The sequence below is a fragment of the Sphingomonas sp. So64.6b genome, from assembly GCF_014171475.1.
Classification (GTDB): domain Bacteria; phylum Pseudomonadota; class Alphaproteobacteria; order Sphingomonadales; family Sphingomonadaceae; genus Sphingomonas; species Sphingomonas alpina_A.
The window spans coordinates 1,501,596-1,527,903 of sequence record NZ_CP048817.1 but is presented as its reverse complement, the minus strand read 5'-3'; the positions used below and the strand labels follow the sequence as shown (position 1 = coordinate 1,527,903).

General features: G+C 65.6%; 20 protein-coding genes. 2 read left to right on the top strand and 18 right to left on the bottom strand.

The window, feature by feature from the left end; translation table 11 throughout:
- Positions 1–283 precede the first annotated feature (283 nt).
- The 13 genes from G4G27_RS07315 to G4G27_RS07255 all read right to left on the bottom strand — a co-directional run bounded on the left by G4G27_RS07315 (position 284) and on the right by G4G27_RS07255 (position 13,514).
- A complete protein-coding gene (locus G4G27_RS07315) occupies positions 284–502 on the bottom strand; it encodes a DUF2274 domain-containing protein (RefSeq protein WP_183112719.1) in 219 nt (72 codons plus the stop codon).
- A complete protein-coding gene (locus G4G27_RS07310; protein WP_244624596.1) occupies positions 502–1,743 on the bottom strand; it encodes a TrbI/VirB10 family protein in 1,242 nt (413 codons plus the stop codon). The genes G4G27_RS07315 and G4G27_RS07310 overlap by 1 nt, the downstream gene beginning before the upstream one ends.
- Positions 1,740–2,618: a P-type conjugative transfer protein TrbG gene (trbG, locus tag G4G27_RS07305; protein ID WP_244624595.1), complete on the bottom strand. Its 879-nt coding sequence runs from the start codon at positions 2,616–2,618 to the stop codon at positions 1,740–1,742. The genes G4G27_RS07310 and trbG overlap by 4 nt, the downstream gene beginning before the upstream one ends.
- The gene (trbF, locus tag G4G27_RS07300; RefSeq protein ID WP_183112718.1) at positions 2,615–3,430 is read right to left on the bottom strand and encodes a conjugal transfer protein TrbF; all 816 of its coding nucleotides are present in this window, start codon (positions 3,428–3,430) and stop codon (positions 2,615–2,617) included. The genes trbG and trbF overlap by 4 nt, the downstream gene beginning before the upstream one ends.
- Positions 3,431–3,434: 4 nt before the next feature.
- Positions 3,435–4,739: a P-type conjugative transfer protein TrbL gene (gene trbL, locus G4G27_RS07295; RefSeq protein ID WP_183112717.1), complete on the bottom strand. Its 1,305-nt coding sequence runs from the start codon at positions 4,737–4,739 to the stop codon at positions 3,435–3,437.
- Between the two features lie 120 nt (positions 4,740–4,859).
- Entirely contained in the window at positions 4,860–5,588 is a 729-nt protein-coding gene (gene trbJ / locus G4G27_RS07290) for a P-type conjugative transfer protein TrbJ (RefSeq protein ID WP_183112716.1), read from the bottom strand.
- Positions 5,589–5,639: 51 nt separating this feature from the next.
- The gene (gene trbE / locus G4G27_RS07285; RefSeq protein ID WP_183112715.1) at positions 5,640–8,084 is read right to left on the bottom strand and encodes a conjugal transfer protein TrbE; all 2,445 of its coding nucleotides are present in this window, start codon (positions 8,082–8,084) and stop codon (positions 5,640–5,642) included.
- Positions 8,078–8,356: a VirB3 family type IV secretion system protein gene (locus G4G27_RS07280; RefSeq protein WP_183112714.1), complete on the bottom strand. Its 279-nt coding sequence runs from the start codon at positions 8,354–8,356 to the stop codon at positions 8,078–8,080. Before G4G27_RS07280 ends, trbE begins: the two co-directional genes overlap by 7 nt.
- Complete coding sequence (locus G4G27_RS07275) at positions 8,356–8,688, bottom strand: TrbC/VirB2 family protein (protein ID WP_183112713.1); 333 nt, start codon at positions 8,686–8,688, stop codon at positions 8,356–8,358. The genes G4G27_RS07280 and G4G27_RS07275 overlap by 1 nt, the downstream gene beginning before the upstream one ends.
- A 2-nt stretch (positions 8,689–8,690) precedes the next feature.
- Positions 8,691–9,689: a P-type conjugative transfer ATPase TrbB gene (trbB, locus tag G4G27_RS07270; protein WP_183112712.1), complete on the bottom strand. Its 999-nt coding sequence runs from the start codon at positions 9,687–9,689 to the stop codon at positions 8,691–8,693.
- A complete protein-coding gene (locus G4G27_RS07265) occupies positions 9,686–10,090 on the bottom strand; it encodes a CopG family transcriptional regulator (RefSeq protein WP_183112711.1) in 405 nt (134 codons plus the stop codon). The genes trbB and G4G27_RS07265 overlap by 4 nt, the downstream gene beginning before the upstream one ends.
- A 2-nt stretch (positions 10,091–10,092) precedes the next feature.
- Positions 10,093–12,117: a conjugal transfer protein TraG gene (locus G4G27_RS07260; RefSeq protein WP_183112710.1), complete on the bottom strand. Its 2,025-nt coding sequence runs from the start codon at positions 12,115–12,117 to the stop codon at positions 10,093–10,095.
- Positions 12,118–12,524: 407 nt separating this feature from the next.
- Positions 12,525–13,514, bottom strand: coding sequence for a hypothetical protein (locus G4G27_RS07255; protein ID WP_183112709.1), 990 nt, complete (start codon positions 13,512–13,514; stop codon positions 12,525–12,527).
- A 78-nt stretch (positions 13,515–13,592) separates the two neighbouring features.
- Between G4G27_RS07255 and G4G27_RS07250 the strand changes: the two genes are divergently transcribed.
- Positions 13,593–14,231, top strand: a complete 639-nt coding sequence (locus G4G27_RS07250; protein WP_183112708.1) for a thermonuclease family protein — start codon at positions 13,593–13,595, stop codon at positions 14,229–14,231.
- 3 nt (positions 14,232–14,234) lie between these two features.
- Here G4G27_RS07250 and G4G27_RS07245 read toward each other — a convergent pair whose 3' ends face one another.
- The 4 genes from G4G27_RS07245 to G4G27_RS07230 are packed head-to-tail and all read right to left on the bottom strand — an operon-like array spanning position 14,235 to position 24,536.
- Entirely contained in the window at positions 14,235–15,566 is a 1,332-nt protein-coding gene (locus G4G27_RS07245; protein WP_183112707.1) for a hypothetical protein, read from the bottom strand.
- On the bottom strand, positions 15,563–21,958 hold the full coding sequence (locus tag G4G27_RS07240; RefSeq protein ID WP_183112706.1) for an AAA domain-containing protein: 6,396 nt from the start codon (positions 21,956–21,958) through the stop codon (positions 15,563–15,565). Before G4G27_RS07240 ends, G4G27_RS07245 begins: the two co-directional genes overlap by 4 nt.
- Complete coding sequence (locus G4G27_RS07235; RefSeq protein WP_202049674.1) at positions 21,955–22,716, bottom strand: 4Fe-4S single cluster domain-containing protein; 762 nt, start codon at positions 22,714–22,716, stop codon at positions 21,955–21,957. The genes G4G27_RS07240 and G4G27_RS07235 overlap by 4 nt, the downstream gene beginning before the upstream one ends.
- On the bottom strand, positions 22,713–24,536 hold the full coding sequence (locus G4G27_RS07230) for an AAA family ATPase (protein WP_183112705.1): 1,824 nt from the start codon (positions 24,534–24,536) through the stop codon (positions 22,713–22,715). The genes G4G27_RS07235 and G4G27_RS07230 overlap by 4 nt, the downstream gene beginning before the upstream one ends.
- A gap of 146 nt (positions 24,537–24,682) precedes the next feature.
- On the opposite strand from G4G27_RS07230, the gene G4G27_RS07225 reads away from it, so the two are divergent.
- Complete coding sequence (locus tag G4G27_RS07225; RefSeq protein ID WP_183112704.1) at positions 24,683–25,195, top strand: SH3 domain-containing protein; 513 nt, start codon at positions 24,683–24,685, stop codon at positions 25,193–25,195.
- A 185-nt stretch (positions 25,196–25,380) separates the two neighbouring features.
- Here G4G27_RS07225 and G4G27_RS07220 read toward each other — a convergent pair whose 3' ends face one another.
- Positions 25,381–26,283 (bottom strand): hypothetical protein, encoded by a 903-nt coding sequence (locus G4G27_RS07220; protein ID WP_183112703.1) that lies wholly within the window; start codon positions 26,281–26,283, stop codon positions 25,381–25,383.
- Positions 26,284–26,308 lie beyond the last annotated feature (25 nt).

The window sequence follows — 26,308 nt, the reverse complement described above, 5'->3', positions numbered from 1 at the left end:
GCTGCATTCGTGCGGCCGCAGAATAGCGCTCGCGAGTCGCCGTCACAAGATCGGCCTCGATGAACCGCCAACAGCGGCCGATCTTGGCGCCCGGAATGCGACCCGAACGCACCCACGCCCGAATTGTATTTGGATGGACTCTCAGGAAGTCGGCCGCGTCGGCGACTGAGAGGAGACGTTCACTTATCTCCATCGTTCACCTGCGTGGCGATCAGCAAGACTCGACCTACAATCGAGCCATTCGCCGCCTCCCCTTCCTTCTGATTGGTCGAGGACATGCCACTCACTTCCCGCCCGACCGCGTTCTGCTAAAAGCCCGGTCGCTGTCGAGAAAGGCGGTCAGCATCGACGGAATCAGGTCGCCGACGGCTTCCTCCCGACCATAGGTCTCCTGGTAGAGGCCCGCATATCGAGTGAGGTCGGCGAAGAGCTGCGGTGTGACCTGGATGCTAACTTTGACCGGCGTTCGGTCCGGCAGCCTGGGGAGGCGCAGGTCAGCCATCACCTTTCCTCCATCCAGGGTTTCAGCACGAGATCATGATGCACAAGGAGTCGGACAGGCGCGCCGGGGCGAATGGTGATCGTCGGCTGGACTTGCAGGTTTCGAGAGGTGAGTTGATCTCCTGCGCGCGAGGCGTTCTGCTGCGTCGATTGCCGGACCGCCTGAACGAGATCGCTCTCGCCGCGGAATTGCAGTTCCGAGCCGGCACCCAGCAGGGTCGACAGCACGACGCCCTTCAACAGCGACCAGGTGTGGAAGTCGACCTTGTCGGCGAGGCCGGCAAAGCCGGAAGGGTCAGTCGCCGGTGCGTTCTCCAACCGGATCGAACTGCCGTCCGGAAAGATGATGCGCTGCCAAACTACCAGCGCACGGCGCTGCCCAAACGCGACCACGCTGTCGTACGCGCCGATCAGGCGAGCGCCCTGCGGTATCAGCAGGATACGGCCCGTTGCGCTGTCGAAGATCCGCTCGGTCACCTGTGCGGTCACCAAGCCGGGTAGGTCCGATCGCAGCCCGGTGATCAGGCTGGCGGATATCACGCTCCCCGCCGAAAGAGTGAAGGGCGACGGACGCGACGCCACCACATAAGAATTGGTATCCCCGGCCTTGTCGGTGGTGCGGACGAAGTCCGCCTTGCGCTGTTGACCGTTGGGATCACCCTGGGCGTCGATCGCGACCTTGTTCGCGTGATCGTCGCCAACCGGGGTCGTCGTTGGTACATAACTGGCGGGCATCGATGGGTTTGCGCCTTGCTGACCGGTAGTCTGAACCAGAAGGCCGGATTCGCGTGCCGCCTTACGTTCTGCGAGGCGGCGCTGGCGCGCGTCGTCGACGGCTTGCGGCGCTGCCGACACCGCAGGAGGGATAGGCGGCATGGTTTCGCCGGCGAACTGGCGCTGACGCTCAAGAATAGGCCTGCCAAGATCCCCAGGAAGCGGCGGTCCAAGTTCGGGCGCAGTCCCGTAACTGGTCGGGAGTGCGCTCAGCGTGTCGCTCGGCGCCTTGGCTGCGATGTTCTTGTCCTCACCGTCGGCGGCGAGATGCAGGGCCCGTGGCTCGAGCGCGAACCAGGCAGTGCCGACAACGCCCGCCGCGGCAATAGCGGCCAACGAGACGATCAGCCCGCGCTTGAACCGAATGGCGCGCGCCGGCCGTGCGCGGAGGACGAGGGTCTCTGGATCGACCTTCGGCGGTGTGGGCGGGGCGGCGCCCTCTTCGGGCTCAGCGATGACCTCGGTCACAGCGCCCTCCCCTTGACATGGCGGCTCCGGGACGCGTCGATGCGGGTGAGCCGCACGACGTCCTGATGGTTGGTGCCAAGGCGAAGCTCGGCCACGTCGAATATCCTGTCGACGACATAGTAGCGGCCGCGCAGGCGATAATTGACGAGTTGCGCTTCGCCCTTTGCGCCGACGAGGAACAGCGGCGGCGCCTCGCCGACCGCGAGGCTGGCGGAAAATTCGATATAGGTCTGTCTGCCGTCGTCGAACGCCCGCAAGGGCCGCCACCGCGGCGTGTCGCCGGAGATGGCATAGTTGAAATGGAGCTGATCGACGTCGAGCCCGGCAGCGACCGGCGCTGCGGCAGCGGCAACTTCCTCCGATCGCTTGATCGCGATCAGCCCGTCCTGCGGGTAGGTCCACGCCAGCGCGGACATCCCCGCGCCGCGCACGCTCGCAAGCGCGACATGATAGGTGCGCCGGTCGGTCGTGATGACGAGGTTGGTGGAAAGGCCCGCGGCAAAGGGCTTCACGAGGATATGGACCCGCTTGCCGGCCCCTGCCCCACTTGTCGTATCGCCGATCACCCAGCGCGCCGTGTCGCCGCTCGCAACCGCGCCGAGCACTTCACCCGGCTCGAGCGCGATATCCGTCACGCGTTCAGGCGTGGTGTAGACCTGATAGATCGCTCCGTCGGCATAGGGCATCACCGCAGCGGCATTGATGAAGGCGGGAGGCATCGGCTCGAGCGTCGCCGCCCGGTTCGCCGCCGCGATCGTGGAGGTCGCCCGATGCGCTCCCTCCGCGGAGACGGAGGCCTGCGCCAGCGCGCAGGTTGGCGCGATCGATGCCATCGTCACCGAGAGCAAGGTCGAAATCATGCGGGTCTGTGTCATTGCTGATTCTCCTGGCCGGAAGGGGAAGATGGAGCAGCGGCGGAGTCCGGAACCGGCGCCGGACCGGGTGGGACCGCAGGTGCGGATTGCGCTGGTCGCGGTGGGGGTGAGGCCGCCGGACCTGCCGCCGGCTCGAGCTCGCGGCTCCAGTCGATCGCGTCGACATAGAGCCCGAGCGGATTCTTGCGCAGGACGTCTGCCGATGTGGGTGGCTTGAGCTTGACCGTCAGGATGCCGGTCCAGTGCGCGACACCCGACTGCGCACCGCGGTCGAACGCCGTCTCGATCCATTTGACCTGGAAGGATCGATCTGACGCCCTGACCACGCTGGTGACCTGCACCGAGACCGTTCTCTGGCCGAGATCGCCGAACGGGTTCGCCGAGCGCGCATAGTCGCCCAGAAAGATCGCACCGCGCGGGGTGGCGAAATCATAGGCTGACAGCCAATCACGGCGCATCAGCACGGGATCCAGCGAGATCGATCGCACCTTCTCGATGAACCGCGCCAGATGCCAGGAGATCTGAGCGTCGTTTGCGTGATATCCGGCTTCGGCCTCACTGATGGCGCGCGCCTCACCAAGACGATCGACTTCGACGACATAGGGCGTCACGCGACTTTGCAGGGATTGCCACACGAGAGCAGCGGACATTACCGTCGTGAGCGCCAGGCCTCCAAAGGCCATCAACCGCCAGTTTCGCGCCTGAACCCGCGCCGACCCGATCCGCTCATCCCAGAGTTGGCCGGCGCGTTGATAGGGCGTTTCCGGCTCGGGTGTCCGGCCATAACGCTGGACGCTTCGCTTGAAGATCATCTTGTCAGTCCTCCTTTTCCTTGATGTCGGGGGTTGCGGAAGCGCCTCCGCGGTCGCCCTCGCGCAGCGTGTGGGCGACGACCTGACGGTGGTGACGGGCGTCCTGCTGGCGTCGCAGCGACTGCGCCCAGCCGGGCTGCTGATCGGTGGCTTGCCCGGACGAAGACGAAGCGCTTGCCTGCCGATTGGTCAGTGCATCGAAAGCCGCCTGGCGGCCGGAGGCGGCGGCTTCGCCGATGCCAACGGCGCTGGCGGCGCGGTTGCGCACGGCGCCACCTGCCGCACTCGCGATGCCCTGAAGACCGGCACCGACACTGGACGAGCCAGCCCCCTCCTGGCCGAGCTTGTATGCGGTCGAGACGGCAGAACCCATCGACGTGCCCGCGCGAACTGCTCCGAGCGCAGCGCCGCCAAGCGCGCGAGCGCCAGCCAGCGCCGCGCCACCGCCCAGCGCGGCCACGCCCGCGGCGCCGAACGCCGTGCCGACCGCCGCGCCCGCGCCAAGCTGCGGCGCGCCGGAGACCAGGCCGGTCGCGATGCCCGGTCCGAAGATGCCAAGTCCGAACAGGGTGAGCGCGGCCAGCGCGAGGCTCATTGCCTTCGCGATGTCGGGCTCCTGCCCCTGCAGCGATCCGACGAAATCGTTGAAATAGTTCGAGCCGATCCCGACGATGACGGCGAGCACCATCACCTTGATGCCCGAGCTGACGACACTCCCGAGCACACGCTCGGCAAGGAAACTGGTCCGGTTCCACAGTGCGAATGGTACCAGCACAAAACCGGCCAGGGTCGTCAGCTTGAACTCGAGAATGGTGATGAACAGCTGGATCGCGAGGATGAAGAACGCCAGGATCACCAGCGCCCAGGCGAACAGCAGCACCATGATCGTCAGGAAATTGTCGAAGAAGGTGGTGAACCCAAGCAGCTTCGAGACCTGATCCAGCAAGGGCCACGCGGCGGAAAAGCCGGTCCCGGCGAGCCGCCCGGGCTTGAGCAGATCATCGGCGGACAGCACCCCGCCCCCTGCCGTGAGTCCAGCCGCTGCGAACGACCTGAAGATGACGTCCGCAAGCGTCGAAAAGCTGTTCAGGATAAAAGCGAAAGCGCCGACATAGAGGATCTTCTTGATGAAGCGCCCCATCACGTCCTGTTCGCCACCCAGCGTCCAGAACAGGCCGGCCAGCGTGATATCGATGCCGATCAGGGTGACCGCCAGGAAATGGACGTCGCCGCCAAGCAGGCCGAAGCCGCTGTCGATGTAGCGGATGAATGCCTGCATGAACTGGTCGATGACGTTGAGGTCGGTCATGGTCGGTCCCTGTCGGTGGGATGGGGTCCCGCGGGGCGCGCTCGGGGAGCATGAAACGCGCCCCACGGGGTGACGGCGGACCGGGGTGATGCCCGCCGCCACGCTCGGGCCGGACGGGCACTACTGAGGGTGGTAGGCCTTGCCGTCGCCGAGGAACTTGCTGGTGGCAGCGCGCGCTTCCGTCTCCGCCTGGGCCCGGCGGGCCGCTTCGAGCGTCTCCGCGCGGTATTGCGCCGCCATCATGTTCTGGATTTGAAACTGCTGCTTGGTGGCCAGCGCGAGCAGCTGGTTAGTGGCTTGACTGACCTGGAGGCCGCCTTCGGCACCCTGGCTCTTCGCCATGATCGATGCGAGCGTCGGCGTGTCCGTGGCGACGTTGCCAACGACCTGTGCCTGCACCTGCATCGTCTGGTTGAAGGCAGCCACCGACGTGTCGAGCCGGGCCTTGGCGCCGACCACGAGATCGTTGGTTGTCAGCGCCCGGTCGAAACTCCGGGGAAAGAGCCGCCGGAACTCGCCATCGACCTGGCTGACCCGAAAGCTGACGCCCTGCGCCTGGCCCATCAATTGGTCGATCTGCTGAAGCGTCTGGGTCAGCGCCTGCAGTTCCGGAAAATCGATCCGGGTCAGGTTCTTGGCCTGATTGATCAGCATTGTCGCTTCGTTCTGCAGCGACTGGATCTGGTTGTTGATCTGCTGGAGGGTGCGGGCCGCGGTCAGCAGATTCTGGGAATAGTTGGTCGGGTCGAAGACGGTGATCTGCGCCGAGGCTGGCGACGCGTAGAGCGCCATGCCGAGCGAACCGGCAGCCCCCAGTGCGAGCGTGCTCGCGACGAGGAATTTCGACATTGGACGAGGCAAATATCGCTGGGTCACGGGAATGTCCTTTCGGTTAGAAGGTCAGCGAAGCGGTGGAGTGAAGTCGTCGAGCAACGAGGCTGCCCAGCCGAGGCCGCGCGAGGCGAGGAAATGGGCGGCAAAGGCGTCGAAGCCGTGCTCGGCCAGCAGCGCGTCGATCAGTTGTTGGCTCGCGGGATCGGCGGCGCCGCACAGGGCCAGCGCGATCGGCCCCAAGCCCAGTTCGAACAGGCGGTTGCCGCGCGCGGACTGGAGGTAATAATGCCGTTTCGGGGTGGCGCGGGCGACGAGCTCGATTTGCCGTTCGTTGAGTCCGAACCGCTGATAGGCCGCCCGGCTCTGCGGCTCGATCGCCCGGTCATTGGGCAGCAGGATGCGCTGCGGGCAGCTCTCGATGATCGCCGGCGCGATGCTGCTATCGGCGATGTCCGCGAGGCTCTGCGTCGCGAACAGCACTGCCACGTTCTTCTTGCGCAACGTCTTCAGCCATTCGCGGATGCGGGCAGCGAACAAGGGGTGATCGAGGAAGATCCAGGCTTCATCGAGGATCAGCAATGTGGGACGGCCGTCGAACCGCTCCTCAAGCCGGTGGAACAGATAGGTCAGCACCGGCGCGACGACGCCCGATTGCGCCATCAGCGCCTCGGTCTCGAAACACTGGATGTCGGACAGCGCGAGCGCCTGTTCGGCAGCATCGAGCAGCCGACCATAGGGGCCGTCGAGCGTATAAGCGGTGAGCGCGACGCGCAGGGCGTTCGACTGGAGTAGCAGCGCCAGGCCCGTCAGCGTCCGCTCCTCGACCGGGGCGGATGCCAACGAGCCGAGCGCGGACCAGACGGACTCTTTCACGTCGGGGGTAACCAGTATCTTTTCGTGCGCGAGCAGCGCGGCAATCCATTCGGCCGCCCAGCTGCGCTCATCGGGGTTGTCGATGCGGCGCAGAGGCTGAAAGGCGAGCGCGCCGCCGGTTTCCGGCCCCGTGCCGCTCCCCAGGCCAAGGGTGTGATGCGCGCCACCCATCGCCAGCACCGCAGCGCGCGCGGAAAAGCCCTTGTCGAAGATATAGAGCTGGGCGTGCCGGTAGCGCCGGAACTGAAGCGCGATCAGCGCCAGCAGGACGGACTTGCCCGCGCCGGTTGGCCCGACAACGAGCATGTGGCCCACATCGCCGACATGGTTCGACAACCGGAACGGCGTCGCGCCTGCGGTCTGGGCCTGCAGCAGCACCGGACCGCCGAGATGGCGATTGGCGGCGGGGCCCGCCCAGATCGCCGACAGCGGCATCAGGTGCGCCAGGTTGAGCGTATGAACCAGCGGCTGCCGGACATTGGCATAGACATGGCCCGGCAGCGACGACAGCCATGCCTCGACCGCATTGACGCCTTCGCGCACGCAGGTGAAGCCAAGGCCGTTGACGATCCGCTCGATCGCGCGGACCTTTTCGTCGGCGCGCGCACGATCGTCGTCGGCAACGGTAATCGTCGTGGTGAGGTAGCCGAACGCGACATAGTCGGCGCCAAGCGCCTGCAACGCCAGATCGGCATCGACGACCTTGTTGTCGGCATCGCTGTCGAGCAACTGCGCCGGCTGATTGTACATCACTTCGCGCAGCATCGCGGTGATCGACTTGCGTTTGTTGAACCACTGACGGCGGATCCTGGTCAGCGCCTTGGTCGCGTCGGTCTTGTCGAGCGCGATGAACCGTGTGACCCAGCGATAGCCGAAATCCGACGCGTTGAGCGCGTCCAGGATCCCAGGCCTGCTCATATTGGGAAAGCCGAGCACCGTGACCGTGCGAAGGTGCCGGTTGCCCAGCCTGGGCTCGAGTCCGCCGACCAGCGGAGTGTCGGCGAGCAGGCCGTCGAGATATATCGGCGTCTCGGGAACCGCGACCGGCTGACGCCGGGTGGAGATGCTGGCGTGCAGAAGGCTCAGCGTCTCGGCCGAGGAGAGGCTACGCACCTCGGGCATGAACCCGGCGAACAGATCGAGGACGCGGTCGGTTTCAGCGATGAAGCCGGCGAGCGCCGCCCGCCAGTCGCGGCCGGCACCGTCATCGTCGCGCTCGACCAGCGAACGGCCGGCGGCGTCGCTCGCATCCGGCGGCGGCAGGAAGGTGAGCGTCAGATGGTAGTGACTTTCATAATGGGCGCCTTCAGCCTCGAAGGCAGCGCGGCGTTCCTCATCGACCAGCCAGGAGGCTGCATCGGGAAAGTTGCCGGCGGGGTAGCCGATCGCCTCGACGCGCTCGGCGTCGAAGAACAATGCCCAGCCCGATCCGAAGCGCTTGAGCACATTGTTGGCACGGGCACAGGCCCCAACCAGTTCGGCTTCGGTCGCGCTTTCGAGGTCGGGACCGCGAAAGCTGAGCGTCCGCTGGAAGCTGCCATCCTTGTTGAGAACGATGCCGGGCGCGACGAGCGCGGCCCAGGGCAGATGGTCGGCGAGCCGGTCGGCACGCTTGCGATATTCGCTCAGCGCTAGCATGCGAAATAGCTCCTCTGGCGGAGATGGCGGAGAAGGACGGGCGCGAAGTCCGGGTCGCGACGCGCGGCGAACACGGCGACGCTGTGACCCGCGGCCCAAAGGATCAGGCCGATCAGCCATTGTTGAAGGCCGAGCCCGACCGCCGCGGCGATCGTGCCGTTGACGATCGCGATCCCCCGTGGGGCGCCGCCCAGCAGGATGGGCTGTCCCAAGGCGCCGTGGATCGGTGCTTCGAACCCCTCGATGTGGTGACTGCCCGACGCCGCCGACATCAGACCAGTGCTCCGCCGCCGAAGCTGAAGAAGCTCAGGAAGAAGGAGGACGCGGCGAACGCGATCGACAGGCCGAAGACGATCTGGATGAGCCTCCGGAAGCCGCCGGCTGTCTCGCCGAACGCGAGTGTCAGGCCTGTCGTGATGATGACCATGACGGCGATGATCTTTGCTACCGGCCCTTGGACGGATTCGAGTACCTGCTGGAGCGGCTGCTCCCAGGGCATGCCCGAACCGCTTGCAAAGGCCGGCCGGGACAGCGTGATCGCGAGCCCGAACGCGAGCACGGTCAGCGGAAGTTGGGGTCGGCAGGACAGGGAAAGGCGGCGCATGATCAATCTCCTTGGGTTGCGCGGTGGGACTCGGGGGAAAGGTCGAGGGCGGCGTAATCGCCTTGCGCGTCGAGGCCGACGACGCGCACGATGGTGCTCACCCGGCGCGCGGATCCTCGCCCGGCGATGAACACGACCATGTCGATCGCTTCGGCAATCAGGCGGCGCGGCACGGTCACCACGGCTTCCTGGATCAGCTGCTCGACGCGTAGCAGCGCGGACGCCGCGCTATTGGCGTGGACGGTGGCAATCCCGCCGGGGTGACCGGTGTTCCAGGCCTTCAACATGTCGAGCGCCTCGCCGCCGCGAACCTCGCCGACGATGATACGGTCAGGCCGCAGCCGGAGCGTCGAGCGGACCAGATCGGCCATGGTCACGCTGCCAGCGCGGGTGCGCAACGCTACGGTGTCGAGCGCGGGCGATTGCAGCTCGCGTGTGTCTTCGATCAGGATGACGCGTTCATCGAGATGCGCCATCTCGGCGAGCAGAGCGTTCGCGAGCGTCGTCTTGCCCGAGCTGGTTCCGCCGGCGATGAGGATGTTGCGGCGATCAACCACAGCCAGAGACAAAAGCCGCGCGATGTCGGCCGACATGATGCCGTCGGCGACATAGTCCATCAGCGTGTAGATGCGCGTCGCCGGTTTGCGGATCGAGAAGCAGGGTGCCAGCGACACCGGCGGCAGCACGCCTTCGAAACGTTCCCCTGCCCCTTCCCCATGTGGCGGAAGCTCGGCCGAAATGATCGGCGATGCCGCATGGACTTCGGTGCGCGCATGGGCAGCGACGAGCCGGATGATACGTTCGACCTGCACCGGCTCGAACCGAATGCCGGTATCGGTGCGCCCCTCGCCCAGCCGATCGAGCCGAAGGGCACCGTCGGGATTGACCATTACTTCGAGCACCAGCGGATCGGACAGCGCAGCGGCGATTGCCGGCCCCATGGCAGTGCGCAGCATGGCGCGGCGCCGGCCTTCCGAAACCGTATCGACCGGCCCGCTCATGATACCTTCTCCGCAGGTTCGATCGCCCCGAGGGTGCGCTTGCCCGCCGCGAGCTGGCGCCCGACCTGGCCGACGAACTTCTCGAACCGGTCGAGACCGATGGCGAGCGCCGCGCTGTCGGCCTCGGGCAACGGCGCTGTGACCAGCAGCTGGTAGCGGACGAACAGCGCCAGGCTTTCGAGCACCACGTCGATGTCGCGGCGCACCAGGCCGATCTCGCGCGACACGCGGTCGAGCCGGACTTTCAGAAGGTCGTCGATTTCCCTGGTGCCGCGCCGGGCGAGCCAGGCGGCGACGGCATCGTTGACCAGCCGTGACTTGTTCGCGCCGGGGCCGGATGCGAGCGCTTCCAGCGCATCGCTCAGGTCGCGGTCGATATAGAGATTCTGGCGCACCTTCATGATCACAGCCCCGGGATGAGGTCGTGGTCGGCGCCCTCGGTGATGCCGTAGCTGCGAACGGCGGGCGTCAGAGTGCGGGCCTGGTCCATGGCGCGCTGGTCCGCGGCGACATTGTCGTCGTCCTCCAGAGCGATCTGTACCGCTGGATCGACCTCGGCGGACCGTTTAGTGGTTTCCTCGGCCAGGCCGGGATGGCGCTGCTGCTGCATGCCACCTTCGTCTTGCGCGTCGCCGGCATCCGCCGATCGCTCGAGCCGGGCATCGGGCAGCCGTGCGAACCGGCCCCAGTCGTTGGAGCGCGGGTTCGGCCGGTCGGCATAGCGGCCGTCGGTGAGCATCGGCGCCGGGCAGACGCGCTCGCTGAAATTGCGATCCTCGAAATAGCGTAGTTTGGTCGCGCGGATCGGCGCGAGCCCCGAAATCAGCACCAGCTCGTCGGTCGCCGGCAGCTGCATGACTTCGCCGGGAGTCAGCAGCGCGCGGGCGGTTTCCTGGCGGCTGACCATGACATGGGCGAGCCAGGGCGCGAGCCGGTGTCCGGCATAGTTGCGCATCGCGCGCTGCTCGGTGGCGGTACCGAGCGCGTCGGAAATGCGCTTGGCAGTGCGCTCGTCGTTCGTCGCGAAGGCGACGCGGACATGGCAATTGTCGAGAATCGAATTATGCTCGCCATAGGCTTTTTCGATCTGGTTCAGGCTCTGCGCGATCAGGAAGGCGCGGATGCCGTAGCCGGCCATGAAGGCGAGACTCGTCTCGAAGAAATCGAGGCGGCCGAGCGCCGGGAATTCGTCGAGCATCATCAGCAGCTGGTGGCGCCGCGCAGCCCCGCCGGGCTGTTCGAGCCGCTCGGTTAGCCGACGGCCGATCTGGTTGAGGACCAGGCGGACCAGCGGCTTGGTGCGGCTGATATCCGAGGGCGGAATGACGAGGTAGAGCGATACGGGGCGCTCGCCTTCGATCAGGTCGGCAATCCGCCAGTCGCAGCGCGACGTGACCTCGGCGACCGTGGGATCGCGGTAGAGGCCGAGGAACGACATCGCGGTCGACAGCACGCCCGAACGCTCGTTCTCGCTCTTGTTGAGCAGTTCGCGTGCCGCCGAGGCGACCACCGGATGGACCAGTGGCGCGTCCTGGGTGCCGAGATGGTTGGTCGACATCATCCGCTTGAGCGTCGCGACGAAGCTGCGCTGCGGATCGGAGAGGAAGGTCGCGACGCGGGCGAGCGTCTTCTCTTCTTCGGCGTAGAGGACGTGCAGGATCACCCCGACGAGCAGCGAATGGCTGGTCTTTTCCCAATGGTTGCGGCGTTCGAGCGCGCCCTCGGGATCGACCAGGATGTCTGCTATATTCTGGACGTCGCGGACTTCGTTTGCACCCCGCCGGACCTCGAGCAGCGGGTTGTAGCGCGCCGAGCGGGTGTCGGTGGGATTGAACAGTAGGCAGTGCGAGAAGCGTGATCGCCACCCGGCGGTCAGCGTCCAGTTCTCGCCCTTGATGTCATGAACGACGGTCGAGCCGGTCCAAGAGAGCAAGGTCGGCACGACCAAGCCCACGCCCTTGCCCGAGCGAGTCGGGGCGAAGACCATGACATGCTCGGGACCGTCGTGGCGCAGATACTGGCCGCCAAGCCGGCCGAGCAGTACGCCGCGGTCGCGGTGCAGCCCTGCCCGCTCGATCTCCTGTGAGTTCGCCCAGCGTGCCGAGCCATAGGTGGTGACGTTGCTGCGCTGGCGCGCGCGCCATAGCGAGCCAAAGATTGCTGCCCCGCAGCTGAGGAAGCCCGAAGCACCGGCGAGCAGGCCCGCCTTGTCGAAGACGTGCGGCGCATAGGCGTCATAATGATACCACCACGAGAACAGCGCCCAAGGGCGATAAACCGGGGTGTGGCCGATGATCAGCCAGGGCGCCCCAAGCTCGGGCTGATAGGCGAGCATCTCCGCCGCCCACTGCGTCGCCGCCCACAGCCCTGCGATGACGATCGCGAAGACGATAAGGATCTGTCCGATCAGCAGCTTGGTGGGGGTCACGAACAGGCTCCCGCCGGGTCAATCCCGACGGGCAATGACTCTTCCAATACGTCGAGGAATCACATGGTGGGACGGAGCGCCTGGTGGCTCGATAAAGCGAGTTGCGCATGCAACGCCTGGTTGAGCGGGACATCTACATCGGCATGCGCGGTTACCAAGGGGATCCGTGTCAGCGACGGGAACTGGGTCGCTTGCCGCGATACCGATATGGGCGTCGGGCTCGGTACGGCGGACTTACAGCCAATCGCCTGCCTAAAGTCGCAAAGCGCCAAGCACGCTCGAAAATACTTGAGTCTGCGCTGGGAAGTCCTCTTCCTCCCCACAGCTCGCCCGACGGAACTCCAGCCGCATTCAAGCAAAACAAAGTTAGCTGGTGGCGACAACGCGCACGGCCATCAGGCGACCGTTTAGAGGTCGACTTCCACACCAAATGCGGCGGCGTTGATCGCCCGAAACCCGTCGCGCTTGCTCCAGTCCATGTGCCCGCCCAGCCGCTCGACGAGCGCAGCGGAGTCGGTGCGCGACAAGTTCAGAGCGCGCACCGCCTGCTCCGCGACCCGCAAATACAACACCGGTCTCGCCTCGATATGGCCGGTAGCGCGGTCGAGAATATCGGTCAGCATCACCACCTCGACCGCATCGATCGGCAGAGTGGAGAGAAACTCCAGCGCGACCCGCACTGCGGCTGAACAAAGGGCGTCGCGGTGCATCTCGTAGCGCTTGGCCGCCGCCAGCGCCTTGAACGACGCCCTGCCCGACTTGAGCAGGGAGACGCTTTCTTCGGGCATGTCCTCCAGGTCGAGCCCATCGACCACCGCAATGACGCGATCATCGACAAAGAGCGTGTCGAGCCCCTCGACCGAATAAGGCAGGCTCCCAAGCCCGCTATGCGCCTCTAGTGCCTGGACGATTGCATCCGGCGCGCCTTCGACCAGGCGCTGGGCGGCACGGATGGCCTCATTTTGCCGAGCCACTGCATCGACCCGCTCGCCGTGCGCCAGATCGTCCCGCGAGCGCGCGAACAGTATCCGGTTCTCCAAATCCTCGCGCACCTTCTCTTCGCGTTTCAAGAGCCGCGTGAACCAGCCGGGCACAAAGCCGTCGAGCCGAGCTTGCGCCGCACCTTCTTCGTCCTCCTGCCGTTCGGGCTCGCTGAGCAACGGCGCTGTCGCGGTGCTCAGCCAGTCGAGGCGGGTGAACGTGACGCGGTGCGCGCCGGTCAGCGCCTCGACGATAGCGTCATATCCATCGACCGCAGCTGCCGAGGCATTGAGCTGGGCCTGGCGATTCTGAGCTTGCTGGCGCACCACGCGCTGGCGCTCCGCCTGCTTGCCGGCGCGGTCCATCGCCCGCATCGTACGAAACACGCCGCGCGCGACCTGCCGAGACGTTACCATCGCATCCCCCCTATATTTCGTTCCCCGCAATTCACTCTATAGCCGGGCGATGACAAGCGGCCATAGCCTGAGGCGGGAATGATCCTGGACATCGCGCTGCAACTGGCCGCGACCTTATCCTTTTCAGGCACCGCGCATGTCGCCGACGGCGACACGCTCATGGTCGGGAACCATCGCATCCGGCTCTCGGGCGTCGATGCGCCAGAGCTCAAGCAACGCTGCGGCCCGCCCACAAACACAACCGCCTGCGGCGTGACCGCGGCCAACTTGCTTCGCCAGCGCGTCGAAGGCCGCACGCTCAACTGCACCCAGGTCGACCGTGACCGCTACGAACGCAGCGTGGCGGTGTGCCGGCTGAACGGCACCGATATCAACGAGGCTCTGGTCCTGGCTGGTTGGGCGACTGCCTACCGCCAATATAGCCTGGCTTATGACGGCGCCGAGACCAAAGCCCGCACCGCGCGCCGTGGCATCTGGGCATCGGGGTTCGAAGCCCCTGCCGACTATCGCCGCGAACATCGCAACACGGCGCCTCTACAACCCGCACCCGACCCCAGATGCACGATCAAGGGCAATATCAACACCAAGGGCGACCGCATCTATCATCTTCCCGGCTCGCGAGATTATCCCGATGTCCGGATCGACCTTCGTCACGGCGAGCGCTGGTTCTGTTCGGTCAGCGATGCAAGCAAGGCAGGCTGGCGCCCTGCCCGCTAGGCGCTAGCGAAAACTCCGCTCCTTAAGAACTGGCGCAGTCGCGCCGCCCGATCCGTCCGGCCCGGCCACCGCGATCCGTTTGAGCGGCGTGGCGCCGACTGGCAGGGACCGCTCGATCGCCAGCGCGTCGCCGACCTTGGCCAGATAATCCTGCAAGACCGACACATCGCCGCACCAGATCGTCTCGGCGTCGCGGTCGCGCGCAGGGTCCGGCCCCTGCCCTCCGGCATCGAACGCAACCGGGCGCATCTGCATCGAGCCTGTCGCACCGGCCGCAGCGATCTCGACGCCATAATCTGGCCGGGAACTGCTCCGCAGCACCAGCCGCCCCCCTTCTGCCGCACTGGTCGACATGCCTTCATTGACCGCATAGCCAAGCGCCTGAAGGCCTTCGAGCACGGCCGCCCGCCGAGCCGCGACCGCCCGGGCCTTGCGCTGATCCTCAAGCGACGCGCGAACCGCCTCGATGCGCGTTTCCAACGCCGCCACATCGAGCGACGCAAGCTCCGCGCTGGCAACGGCGCCCTCACCGCCCGCGGCAGCCTGCTCGGCCAGAACCAGGTGCAAGTCCTCGGCCAGCACTGCCCGCCGGCGCGCTTCGGTCAGCGCGCGGCCGGTTTCAACCTCGAGGCCATCGACCAGCAAATTGCGCCGCGCCATCGGCGCCGTTTCTGCTTCGGCCAGCCGGGCACGCCAGGGCAACAACACCTCAGCATCGACCAGCATGCCCAGTTCGTCGAGCCGCGCCGCGATCCGCTCGATCGCCGAATCGGTCGGCGCAACCGGCTGCCCGGCCAGCCAATCGGCAAAATGCTTCGGCGAAGGGTCACCGTCGCGCAACTTGCCTGCCAGTGCATTGGAGGTGGAAGCCGAAGCGCCGGCCACCGCGTCGGCTAGCAATGCAAAGCCTTGCGCCATCGCCTGGCTGTCGCCGCGCGCCAGCCCAGCTTCCACGCCCGGATCGAGCGGCACATCGAGACTGCGCAGCCGCTTCAATAATCCGGCTGCGGCCTGCTGCTCGCGGCGCTCGCGCGAGCGTGCCTCTGCTTGCTTGGCAAAAACCTTCGACAGCCGCGTCTGAATATCCGCACGCAGAAACGCCTCTTCGACTGGCGCCTGCTTCTGGATATCCATCAGCCGGTCAGCGGCGATCAGCGCCGCCAGCGCCTCGCGGCGTTGCAGGGCCGCCGCGATCGCCCCCTCGTCGACACAGTCGTTGCGCTTGCCGATCCGTTGCCATTCGGCGAGCGCTGCATCGACCCGGGCGAGATGGCCGTAGCAAATCTCCAATATCTCTTCGCGCGTGACGATGCGCACGACCTTGGGTCCGCTCATGCCAGCACGCCCATTGCCGCGATGACTGCCTGGCGCAGCCGTTCGCGCTCGCGCTCGGGCTCATGAAACCAGCGGTGCGACGAGACGCGGTGGATGACCGGAATCGAACGGCGCAAGACGCTTGGCCGCCACATTTCGCGGGCACGCGCGGTCTCAAGCAGACCGTGCCGGGGCGGGTCGCACTCTATGCCTATCCCGTAGAGACCGGTACGCGGATCCTCGATCGCAAAATCGAGCCCGAACGCCCCATCGTCATGGACCCCGACCGGTGTCCACCCGAGCGAGCGAATCTCGGCGGCGACGGCCTCCTCGAGCCCGTCAATGCCGCCAGCCTCGCGTCCGCGGCTGCGGCGTTGCTCGGTGCTCAGCCGCGCCAGCAATGCATCGGCGCCGTCCAAATCGCCGTCCGAGATGCAGCGGGCATATTCGAAATAGGCCTGAAGATAGTCGCGCGGGCTCGACGCCTGGCGGCGCGTTGTCAGCAAGTCCGATATGGCGCCGATCGGCATCGACGTGACCAGGATCACCTTGTGGCGGGCACGAGTGACGGCAACGTTTAGCCGCCGTTCGCCTCCGGTCTGCCCGAGCACACCGAACGAACGCCGGAACGTGCCCTGCGCATTCTTGCCGAAGGTCGAGGAGAAGATGATGATGTCGCGCTCGTCGCCCTGCACGTTTTCGACATTCTTGACGAAGAACCCCATATCCTCGCCACCTTCGACCCGGTCGCGTTCGCGCGTCAGCGCAGCGCGGAACGCGGGATCGGCTTCGGCGCGGTCCTCCAGCACATCATCGATCAGATCGGCCTGCTTGCGGTTGAAGGTGACGACACCGATCGTCGGCGGCTTGTCCTCGGTCCGGCTCCACAGCTCCGCCAACACATCGGCGACGCGCTCGGCTTCGGCCGGGTTGGTCTGGTCGACATAGACGCCGTCGACCCGAATCAGCTCGATCGGACGCTTGCGCTTGATCTCGTCGGCGGGATGGCGCGCCGGCACGCTCAGCCGGTTGACGTAGAAGGCCGCGTTGGAGAACTGAATCAGCTCGCGATAGGCCGAGCGGTAATGGATCTGGAGCGTGGTCGACGGCAACACGGTCTTGGCGAGCTGGAGTAGGTCCGGACAGTCCTTGATCTCGCGGCGGTTCCAGGTTTCCTCGACCGCGTCACGCTGCTCTTCGGCGATATCCTCCTCGGCGGCCTGGCCTTCGAAGATCTCCGCTTCGTCATTCTCGACGCGGCTCGAAAAGAAAGCGGTCGGCGGCATCTGCTTTTCGTCGCCGCTGACGATCATCGTCCCGCTGCGGTAAAGCGTCGGCAGCGCATATTCGATCGGCATCTGCGAAGCTTCGTCGAAGATGACCGTGTCGAACAAAGCCTTGCGCAAGGGCAATAGCCGGCTCGCGACATCGGGATTGACCAGCCAGACCGGCCGCAACCGCATCAACCCCAGATCGGCGCCGCGTTCGACAAATTCGCGCAGACGCCGCGAGCGGACCCCACGCAGCCGCGTGATATCCTCCCATTCGCGCATCGGCCGCAGCCGGCTGGCGTCAAGCCCGTCGACCAGCAGCCGCCGGTTGAGCGCACGCATCTGACCATCGGCTTCGGCCAGCGATGTGGCCTTGGCTTCCAGCTCACCAGCCTCGAACAGCAAAGCGGAATCGCCCTGCTCAATCCGCGCCTTCCAGGCCAGTCGCGCTTCGCTGGCGATGATACGGCGCACCACCGCTTCCAGCGCAACTTCATCAAGCTCCAACAAGGCGCCACGAATCCGCGCAAGCTCGGCGAATACCACCATCGCCTCCTCGCCCAATTGCGGCACGCGGGCGCGGAAGCGCTGATAGGCAAGGACATGCGGACGCTCCGCCAGCAACGGCGCGATCCGGTCGCCATTCGACAGATTCCGCGCGATCGCCTCGGACGCAGCCTCGACCCAGCTATCGCCCATCCACGGCTCCAGCCGTCCCAGCCCGGCCCGGCTGCAAACCCGCGCACCGTGCCGGGCGAGACCCTGGTCGATGCCTTCGATCAGGTCCTCGACTGCCTGGCGACTGGCGGCCCGCGCCATCGCCAAAGCCACGCCAGGCTCCGGATAGGCCTCCAAACGCCGCACCAGGGCTTCAGCATCAGACAATTGGCCCAGAGCCCCACGCGCCGCTGCAACCAGCGCCGCAATCCGCGCACCCGCCAGCCCGCCAGCGGGCTCGCCAATCTCGACAATCGTTTCGACCAGCCGCGCCCGCAGCGGCCGCAACCTGGTTTCGCGGTGCAGTGCCGCACCGAACGCCGCTGCGTCGTCCAGCCCTTCGCTCTTCAGGAATCCGCGCCGGCGCCAGACCGCCAGCCAGCGCATCGGTGACAGCTGCTCGAAAAAGCTCGGCCGCTTCAGTAGCCAGTCCGAGGTTTCGGTCCAACTTTCCAGATCCTCGTCCGCCAGTCCCTCGGCGACCGCGACCGCATCGTCGGGTGCGTCATCAGCCGGCAGCGCCAACATCGCTCGCTCGAGAGCCTGCAACTCCGTCTGCACCGCAGTGGTTCCCGGCATCCGCGCCGACGCCCCACCAAGCCGCTCCAGCCAACGCGCCAATCGCTCGCGTGCGACTGCGTCCAACGCCAGCATTGCGCGGCCATGCGTCTCTGACCAGCTGCGATAGGGTTCGGGGTCGTCGATCGCCAGCGCGTCGGGCGTCCGTTGGATCACCGCGAGGCGCTCTTCCTCGGCCAAAGCGAACGCCGACAGATCTTCCCCAAATGTCGCGATACTGCCGGCATCGGTCCCGAACGCGCGGGTTTCGGCCAACACGCTGCCTTCATATCGCGCAGGCAGCCATAGCCGCGCAGTCGGCGCGCAGACTTCCTGGAGGATTGCGATTTTGCCCGGATCGAGCGCCCCCAACAGATGCCGCAAGGACGGCAACGGTGGCGTATCACCTTCGCGGGCCAAGCCGATCAGGTCGCCGATGATCAGCCGGTAGGAGAGGCCGGTCTGTTCATCGACCGCGTGGAGTGCACGGTGCTGGCCGTCTAGATCGCGTTCCAACGACTCGATCCGCGCCGCAGTCTGCTCGCGCTGCTGGCGCCAGCCCGACGCGCCGCCCGGGCGCTGGAACAGTTCCTCCAACTGCTCGCGGATCGCGCCGATCACGGCGGTGCGGTCCTTGTTGACGTCATTGACCATGACGATCCGCTCACCGAGCCCGGCCGCTTCCAGGCGTTTATGCACGACTTCGAGCGCCGCCTGCTTCTGGCAGACCACCAACAAGCTTCGCCCGGTGCCGATTGCGTCCGCGACCATGTTAACGATGGTCTGGCTCTTGCCCGTGCCCGGCGGTCCTTCGACCAACAACCCACGCCCGGTCCGCCCTTCCAGCACGGCGGCCTCCTGCGAAGGATCGCTGTCAGAGGTAAAATAACGCTCGCGCTCGCCAACCGACACCGGCTCCGCGCGCTCGACCTGCTCGCCAACCCGGAACGCCGTCTCGAGGCTGGTGCCGGCCGGCGGCATCGCCTTCAGCTGGCGCAGATCCTCCATCACGGCTTGTCCCAGGAAGCCCAAATGGAACAGCGCCGCTGCGCAGACGATGCGGTCGTCGCCGGGCTTGATCCGCAGATCCTTGGACGGCAGCCCTTCCAGCGTCGCGTCACCCATCGTCGCCAGCTCGCCAAAAGCTTCAACGACTTCGGCAGCGGTTACCGAGGCACGGCCCAGCATGTCGTTGGCGACTTCCTGCCAGCGTCGCGCGGCGTCCACGCCGAGCAACGTCTCGAACGCAGGGTTCAACCGCACTTCTTCACGATCCCGGTCGAACGCCAGAGTGACCTGTCCGCGCGAGCCGACCTCAGGATGCAGTTTGATCGGCCACAACAGAACCGGCGCGATGCGCGGCGGGGTCGAGGCCTTGGCTTCCTGCATCACCAGGAACGGGAAACCGAGATACAGCCCATCGATGCCGGTATCACGGCGATAGAGGGTCGCATGCGAGTGCAAGGTGCGGATTCGGCGCTCGACGCGAGGATCCTCGGTCAGCGCATAAGGATCGACGTCGATCACTTGTTCGCCGCGCAGCAACACATGATCCAGTAGCGACGCTGCCGTCCGCCGCGGCGTATCCAGTTCGAACAAGTCGATCCGCGCCGTGGTCTTGCCGATCACCATGCGGGTCAACGGCCCGCGCATGATCGTGCCGGTGATCCGCCGCGCATAGAAATCGAGCAAGGTCGCTACATAGGCCTGGCGCGGCGGCTGCTGCCAGCATTCGGCCGGCACCGCCAGCAACGCCAAGGCCCTGGCAAGCGGCAAGCGGCGCTCTAGCCGGAACTGATCGCCCCATTCGTCGATGCGCTCGAACCCCGACCGTGCAAAGCCTTCGAGGCGCAGCTCGATCTCGGCATGCAATTCGCGGCGCGGAACCGAGGTCCAGCCAAAAGCCGTCTCGCGGTCGAACACCTCCAGCCCGCCGCGCTCGGCCAAAGTCTCGGCCTCGTCGACGATCGCTTCGGCCGAGCGGAACAGGCCCGCGCCCGCGCTCAGCAACAAGATGAGATCTTCCTCGTCGGTGATCCGCCGCTCGACTATCGCCAGCAGGCCCGGATGATCGGTATCGGGCAATACCCGCCGCTTCTCGTCCCAGACCGCCGCCAACCGGCTCTTCGACGTCGACAGTACCGCGACCCGGAGCGACGCTTCGTCCAGCTCGACATCGAGCTGACGCGCGCGGTCGCGCACCCGCGCCTCACGGCGCTTCAGCCGGGCAAGCCAGACTTCGTCATCGTCGCGCTCCAGCCTATCAGGCACCGGCCCCGAGATCAGCGCATAGCCTTGTTCCGGATGCTCGATCAGCCAGCCGGGGGTGACGATCTCGCCGCGCACCACTAGGGGCATGGAAGGATTGAGCGCTTTCAGCGCCAGCGCCAGCCGCATATCCTCGGATGCATCAGTCAGCAACACGATCGCCCGGATCTCGACCCGGAGCGCCTGATGCTGCCCGGCTTCCTCGAGCCAAGTCGCCAACTCGCCATGCAGCAACAACCGCAGGGCTTCGTCCCAATGTTCGGCTTCGGCCGCCGTCAGCGCGAACCGTTCCGGCCCGAACAGACGCACGCCGCCCAAGACGATCGCCCGGCGTCCCTCGCTGTCGCCGACGGCACGCAAGGTCTCGGGCGCCTCGGGCAGGTCACCGGCCAGCCAGCGTTGCACTTCGGGCCAGCACCAGCGCGTGCGGCGGTCGAGCGACAACAGCCCGCGCAGCAACACATCCAGCGACGGCTCCAGGCCTTCCGGAATGGGCGCACCGTTGGTCAACACGTGGATCAGGAAGGACTGGTCGTCGGCCCCGGCAAAACATTCACCGCGGGTGACCTGTTCCAGCAAGAGCATGCCAAGGCTCCACCAGTCGCTGGCGGCTGCCACGCCGCCCGCCACCGCTTCGGGCGCGGTGTAACGGGTGATCTCCAAGGGCGAGACGATGTCGAGATCATATTCCGACAGACGTGCCGACCCGAAGCCGGTGATGACCAGGTCCAAAGGATCGCGGGCACGCACCATGATCGCGCCGGGCCGCAAATCGCGGTGTCGCAAGCCGGACTCGGACAGCGCCGCCAAAGCGCCACCGACTTCGCTCAGGACCCGCGGCAGCGATGCCGCATCCAACACCCCCAGATCGGCGAGCATGCCGCCGCGCAGATCCTCGGAGACTTCATAAGCACGCTCCGCCCAGCGCCCGGTCTCCAGGATCTCAGGGACGTGATCGCGGTCAAGGCCGCGCAGCACTTCATAGACTTCGGGATCGGGCTCGCTGCCATTGGCATACAGGGTCAGTACCGCCTCGCGGCCATCCGCGTCCCGCACCGTCTCATAGCGCTCGCGCACCGCACTGGTGGTCGGCAAGCGCCGCAACAGCCGCCAGCCAGCCACGCGCGTCTCGGCAACAGGCTCCGACGCCCCGGCAGCATCACCACCAGCACCAGCATCGCCATCAAGCGCACCAGCATCGCCATCAAGCGCACCAGCACCAACTACATCGCCACTTCCAGCACCCACACCAACACCAGCGACGCTGCCTGCGCCATCGACACCATCACCGACGTCAACAGCATCGCCGCCAAAGGCGACATCACCGCCACAGACGCCACAGATCAGATCGCCGGGCTCGACAACATGGCCATTCTCGCAAGTCAGACCCGCGACCGGCCCGCCAGGCACGCCAGATCCGGCCTGCGCAACCATGCCAGCCCCACGCCCAACCGCCACTTCTGCAACCGGTCGCCAGCCATCAGGACGTATCGGCAGCGACGCGAGCGGCCAGTCGCAGACGACGCCATCGACCAAGCCTTCGCAGAAGATTTCATCGACCGCGCGGGCCGTCGCGCAATGCGGACAGAAGCGGATCATCGCACCAGGCTCCCGACCAGCGCCATCTTCTTATCAGGCCCAACGGCGCCCCTGCCCACGCCGGAATCTCCAGCGCCCTCGAACCTGTCCCCAGCGCCAAAACCCGTACCTGCACCCGCACCGGCACCTACCATCTCGGACGTCACCACCTTATGCCCCGCCCCGGCCAGCAACCGACGCAGGCGCGCCAGTTCGCCGCGCGCCGGAATGCCTGCAAGCCAGGCATGGCCGTCACCGTCGAACATCACGTCGAGCCGGCGATCCTCCGGCCCGGCCGCGCGCTCGAAACCAGCCAACTGCTCACCCAAAGCAGTCAGGATATGAAGCTGCTGATTGTCGCTGCCACGTAACGCCCGCGTCTGCGGGACTTGGGAGCGGAACGGCCCGGTGATCAAGGCGTCGATCAGCCCCGGATGTTCGGCCAGCCACGGCGCGACCGCCTCCCGCTCATACCCCGTGAACACCAGCACCGACTCGTCCGACGCCCCCCGCCAGTAACGCAGCACCCATGCCAGCGCCTCACTCTGGTCAAACGGCTCGCCACCTGAGACGGTAAGCCCATCGGCACCCACTGCCAGGCCGCTCAGTTCCGCCAGCACATCGTCAAGCCCGACCATGCCCTCACCCGCTTCCCAGGTATCGCGCGAAATACAGCCTGGACAGCGGATCGAGCAGCCCTGGAACCATAGCCCGACGCGTCGGCCCGGCCCCAATGCCGTCACCGGAAAATGCAGCCGCGAGATCGAGACCTGCATCATGCCTGCTCCAGCCGCAGCGACGTGACCGCCCCCGCCTCAACGGCACAAATTGTAACAGGGCCTTCGCCGCCCCGATCGAATAAAGCGCGCGCCAGGGGATTGATCAGATGCGCTTCGATCTGGTTGCGGATGCCGCGCCCGCCATTCGCGAGATCGGCAGTGCAGAGATGCCGCAGCGTCTCCAGCGCCTCGGGCACGATGGTGACCGCGTGCCCCGAAGCGGCGGCATCCTCCACCACCTGCTCGACCATGCTCGCGAAAATCTTTTCGGCGACCGCGGGACGGATGAAGTCGAACACGATGATATTCTCGCCGAACCGGTTCAAGATTTCCGGTCGGTTGAGCACCAGTTTGAAATGGTTGCCGATTTCGGTCCGTACCCGCGAACGCACTTCCTCGAACGACTGGTCCGGGGTGACAGTCGCGACCCGGCTGCCATCCGGCGCAGTCGAATAGATGCCCAAATTCGACGTGAAGATGATCAAAGCTTCGGAGAAATAGACCCGGTCGCCGCGCCCCGAGGTGAGCACGCCATCGTCCAAGATCTGCAGGAACTTGTCGAGGATGCGCGGATGCGCCTTTTCGATCTCGTCAAACAGCACGACGCTGAACGGCCGTTCGCGCACCGCATTCGTCAGCTCGCCGCCGACATCATAGCCGACATAGCCCGGTGGCGCACCGATCAGGCGCTGGTCGGCATGCTCGGCACTGAACTCCGACATGTCGAAACGGATATAAGCGCCTTCGTCGCCGAACAGCAATTCGGTGACGGTCTTGGCGAGCTCGGTCTTGCCGACCCCGGTAGGCCCGGCAAGAAAGGCGATGCCCCGCGGCCGCCCGCCCCGTCGTCCGCCGCCAATGCCGGTCGCGGCGCGCTTGATGATATCTAGCATATGGACGACGGCATGGTCCTGCCCGACGACCCGCCGGCCGATCGTCTCAGCCCCATTCGCGATCCGCTCCCGCTCGATCCGCCGCCAGGCATCTTCGGTGACCCCGACCTTGTAGCGACGCACGGCTTCGCCGACCTCGCCGATCGGCACCTGCTCGGTCCGCGCCAGCTGCGCGACCGCGCTCAGATCGACCAGGAGCATGCCTTCGGTCGCATCGACCAGTTCCTGCTCGGCTTCGGCCAACAGTTCGACCGAGGCTTCTCGCCCACCCGGAAGCCCCCGGATCAGCGACGGCGCCACGGCCTTGCGCATCCCCCGGTCCGGCGGCGCGATCGGCACGTGGCGCAGACGCGGATTGTCGATGGTCAGCCAGTCGGGCAAATCGCCTTCCTTCTCGACCACCCAGATCACGCAGTTGAACCGTGGCGCACGATCGGGTCCGACCGGCCTTGCCTGGGCGCTCTGGCTGAGCACCAGAGCACGCGTGAATAATTGCTGTTCGGCCGGCGACAAAGCGTCGCTGCGCACGATCATCCGTGACGCGAAATCGACCACCAAAGCGACGGGCGGCCCCTCCAGCCCCACAAACCGGGTCAAGGCAGAGGCAAACACGTCAGGCCCCGCTGCAGCCACACCGTCGCTAGTCGTCAGCCCCAACCGCAGCAGCAGCGCCTCGGCATCTCCATCGGTGCCATCGGGCCGCGCCAGCAAGGAAAAGCCCGCAACCGGGTCGTAGCGCACGACATCGGCATAGCCGGCTTCGGCCAACGTCGCCGACAGGACATCGCCGAGCGGTGCTGCAACCGCACGTCCGTCCAGCACACGAAGCTGCAGATCGCGAACATTGCCGGTCAGGACAAATTGGCTCTTGAGCGGCAGGAAGCGGGTAAGGTCGCGAACCCAACGCGGCCGCGGATCGTCACTCATGGCCACCAGTCCCCCTCCGCGCCCTATGACACATAGACGCGAACTTGTCAGACTAACCACTTGCCAGATCGGGTCAATCTGGACCGACCGGCTTGTCCAGCCCACACCGCTGACGCACAAGCTCAATAAACTAGGGGAGAGGCTGAATGAAACTCAGCTGGCTAATTGCCGCAACAATCGCGCTATTTTGCTCGGGCACTGCGAACGCCGCCCAGATCGGGTCGCAGGCCGCGCTCTGTCGTGCCGCGCCCAGCCCCAAAGCAAAGGTCGTCGCACGCCTAGCCCCTGGCACTCAGGTATCCGTCACAGCGACCAAAGCGACCTGGTCCCGCGTCGCCCGCAAGTCCGGCGCATCCTGCTGGGTCGCGTCCGGGCTGATCGCCAGCCACAGCGCAGCGTTTACCGGCACAGGCGTCTATTCGACGACCTACACAACCACCAAAGCGAAAGCCAATAGCAGCACAAGCTACCGCTCGCCACTATCGCTCAACACCGCGTCCAGAACTCACACCGCGCGCGCCACAGCCAAGCGCCGCACGCGATCCAGGTTCAGCTCAAGCAGCGGCTCATGTCCCTGCGGCAGCGGCCAAATCTGCATCGGCCCACGCGGCGGCCGCTACTGCATCACCAGCGGCGGCAACAAGCGCTATGGAATGTGAAATCAAGGTAAGTATGAAGGGACTGCAAATGGGCCAATTTCTGCCTAACAGCTTTTAGGTAAGCGGACCAAGAATGCTGTCCTTCGCTCTGCTGACCTAAAACGGTGGGGATGCATCGCCATCAAATATCAAGCATTCGTCGGGAAATTACCGAACCGCGCCCTCTGTCCTTGTCTAGGCGTGCGTTAGCCTTCCTGAGGAAGCGCGATCGACACTGCTATCGCGGCTCCGATCGGCCCGGATCGGCGCTCGATCAGTCGGCTCACCAGTTCCTCGCGCGTCTCGTCGAATTGCTGGCCGACTTTGCAGGCCAGTAGGAGGTCCGCTACCCATGTTTCGAGCCTCCAGTTCGAAAGTTCGGCCTCCGTCTGCAATTCACCGATGGATGGATTGTGCCCATTATCGAGCGTGTCCAACACGGCATGAACTTCGTCGGCGGTGAAAACCCGACATCCCAACGGTGGTTCGGTCACGGTTCGAAGCTCTGTCGCCGGATAGTGCATGGTCGATGGCAGGTCCGGCGGGTTGTAGAACAAATAATAGATTGCTTCGCCGAACTGTTTGTTGAAATCGTCGATCACCTCAACCTGCTTGTCGCCCGCATGAAGCGCGCCGTAAACGCTGCTTTCGTCGAACTCGAACTTGCGGCGCAGGATGCCCAATGGCGACCCAGGCTGGCGATGCAAGAACGCGTTCATTCCGTAAGCAAACCCCAGCGGGTCAGCGTCATCGACATCTCCATTGAGCGGATAGAGTCGTTTAGACTGAAGCAGACCGATTTTCTGAGCAACCAGCTGATTGTGGTCGTAAATGAACACTAGGATCGCGATGTCGGCCGTCTCCCACTTCCCGACCCTGCGTAGCCCTCCGATATTATGAACCTGCAGTTCGACGACTGCTCCTGATGGTAGGAGCCTAGGGGCTGAAAGGGGTGTGATCGCCTCGATCAGCCCATCGTCGAGCGAGGTCTCGCGGATATTGGGGACATTGATCAGCCGCTCGGTCGCCTTACGGTTTGCCTCGGCAAAAACAGATCGCACCCAGCGGATCGCGTCTTTAGGAATCTCTGGCCATTTCTTCGTTGCCATCGACACATGCCCTCACTTCAATTGC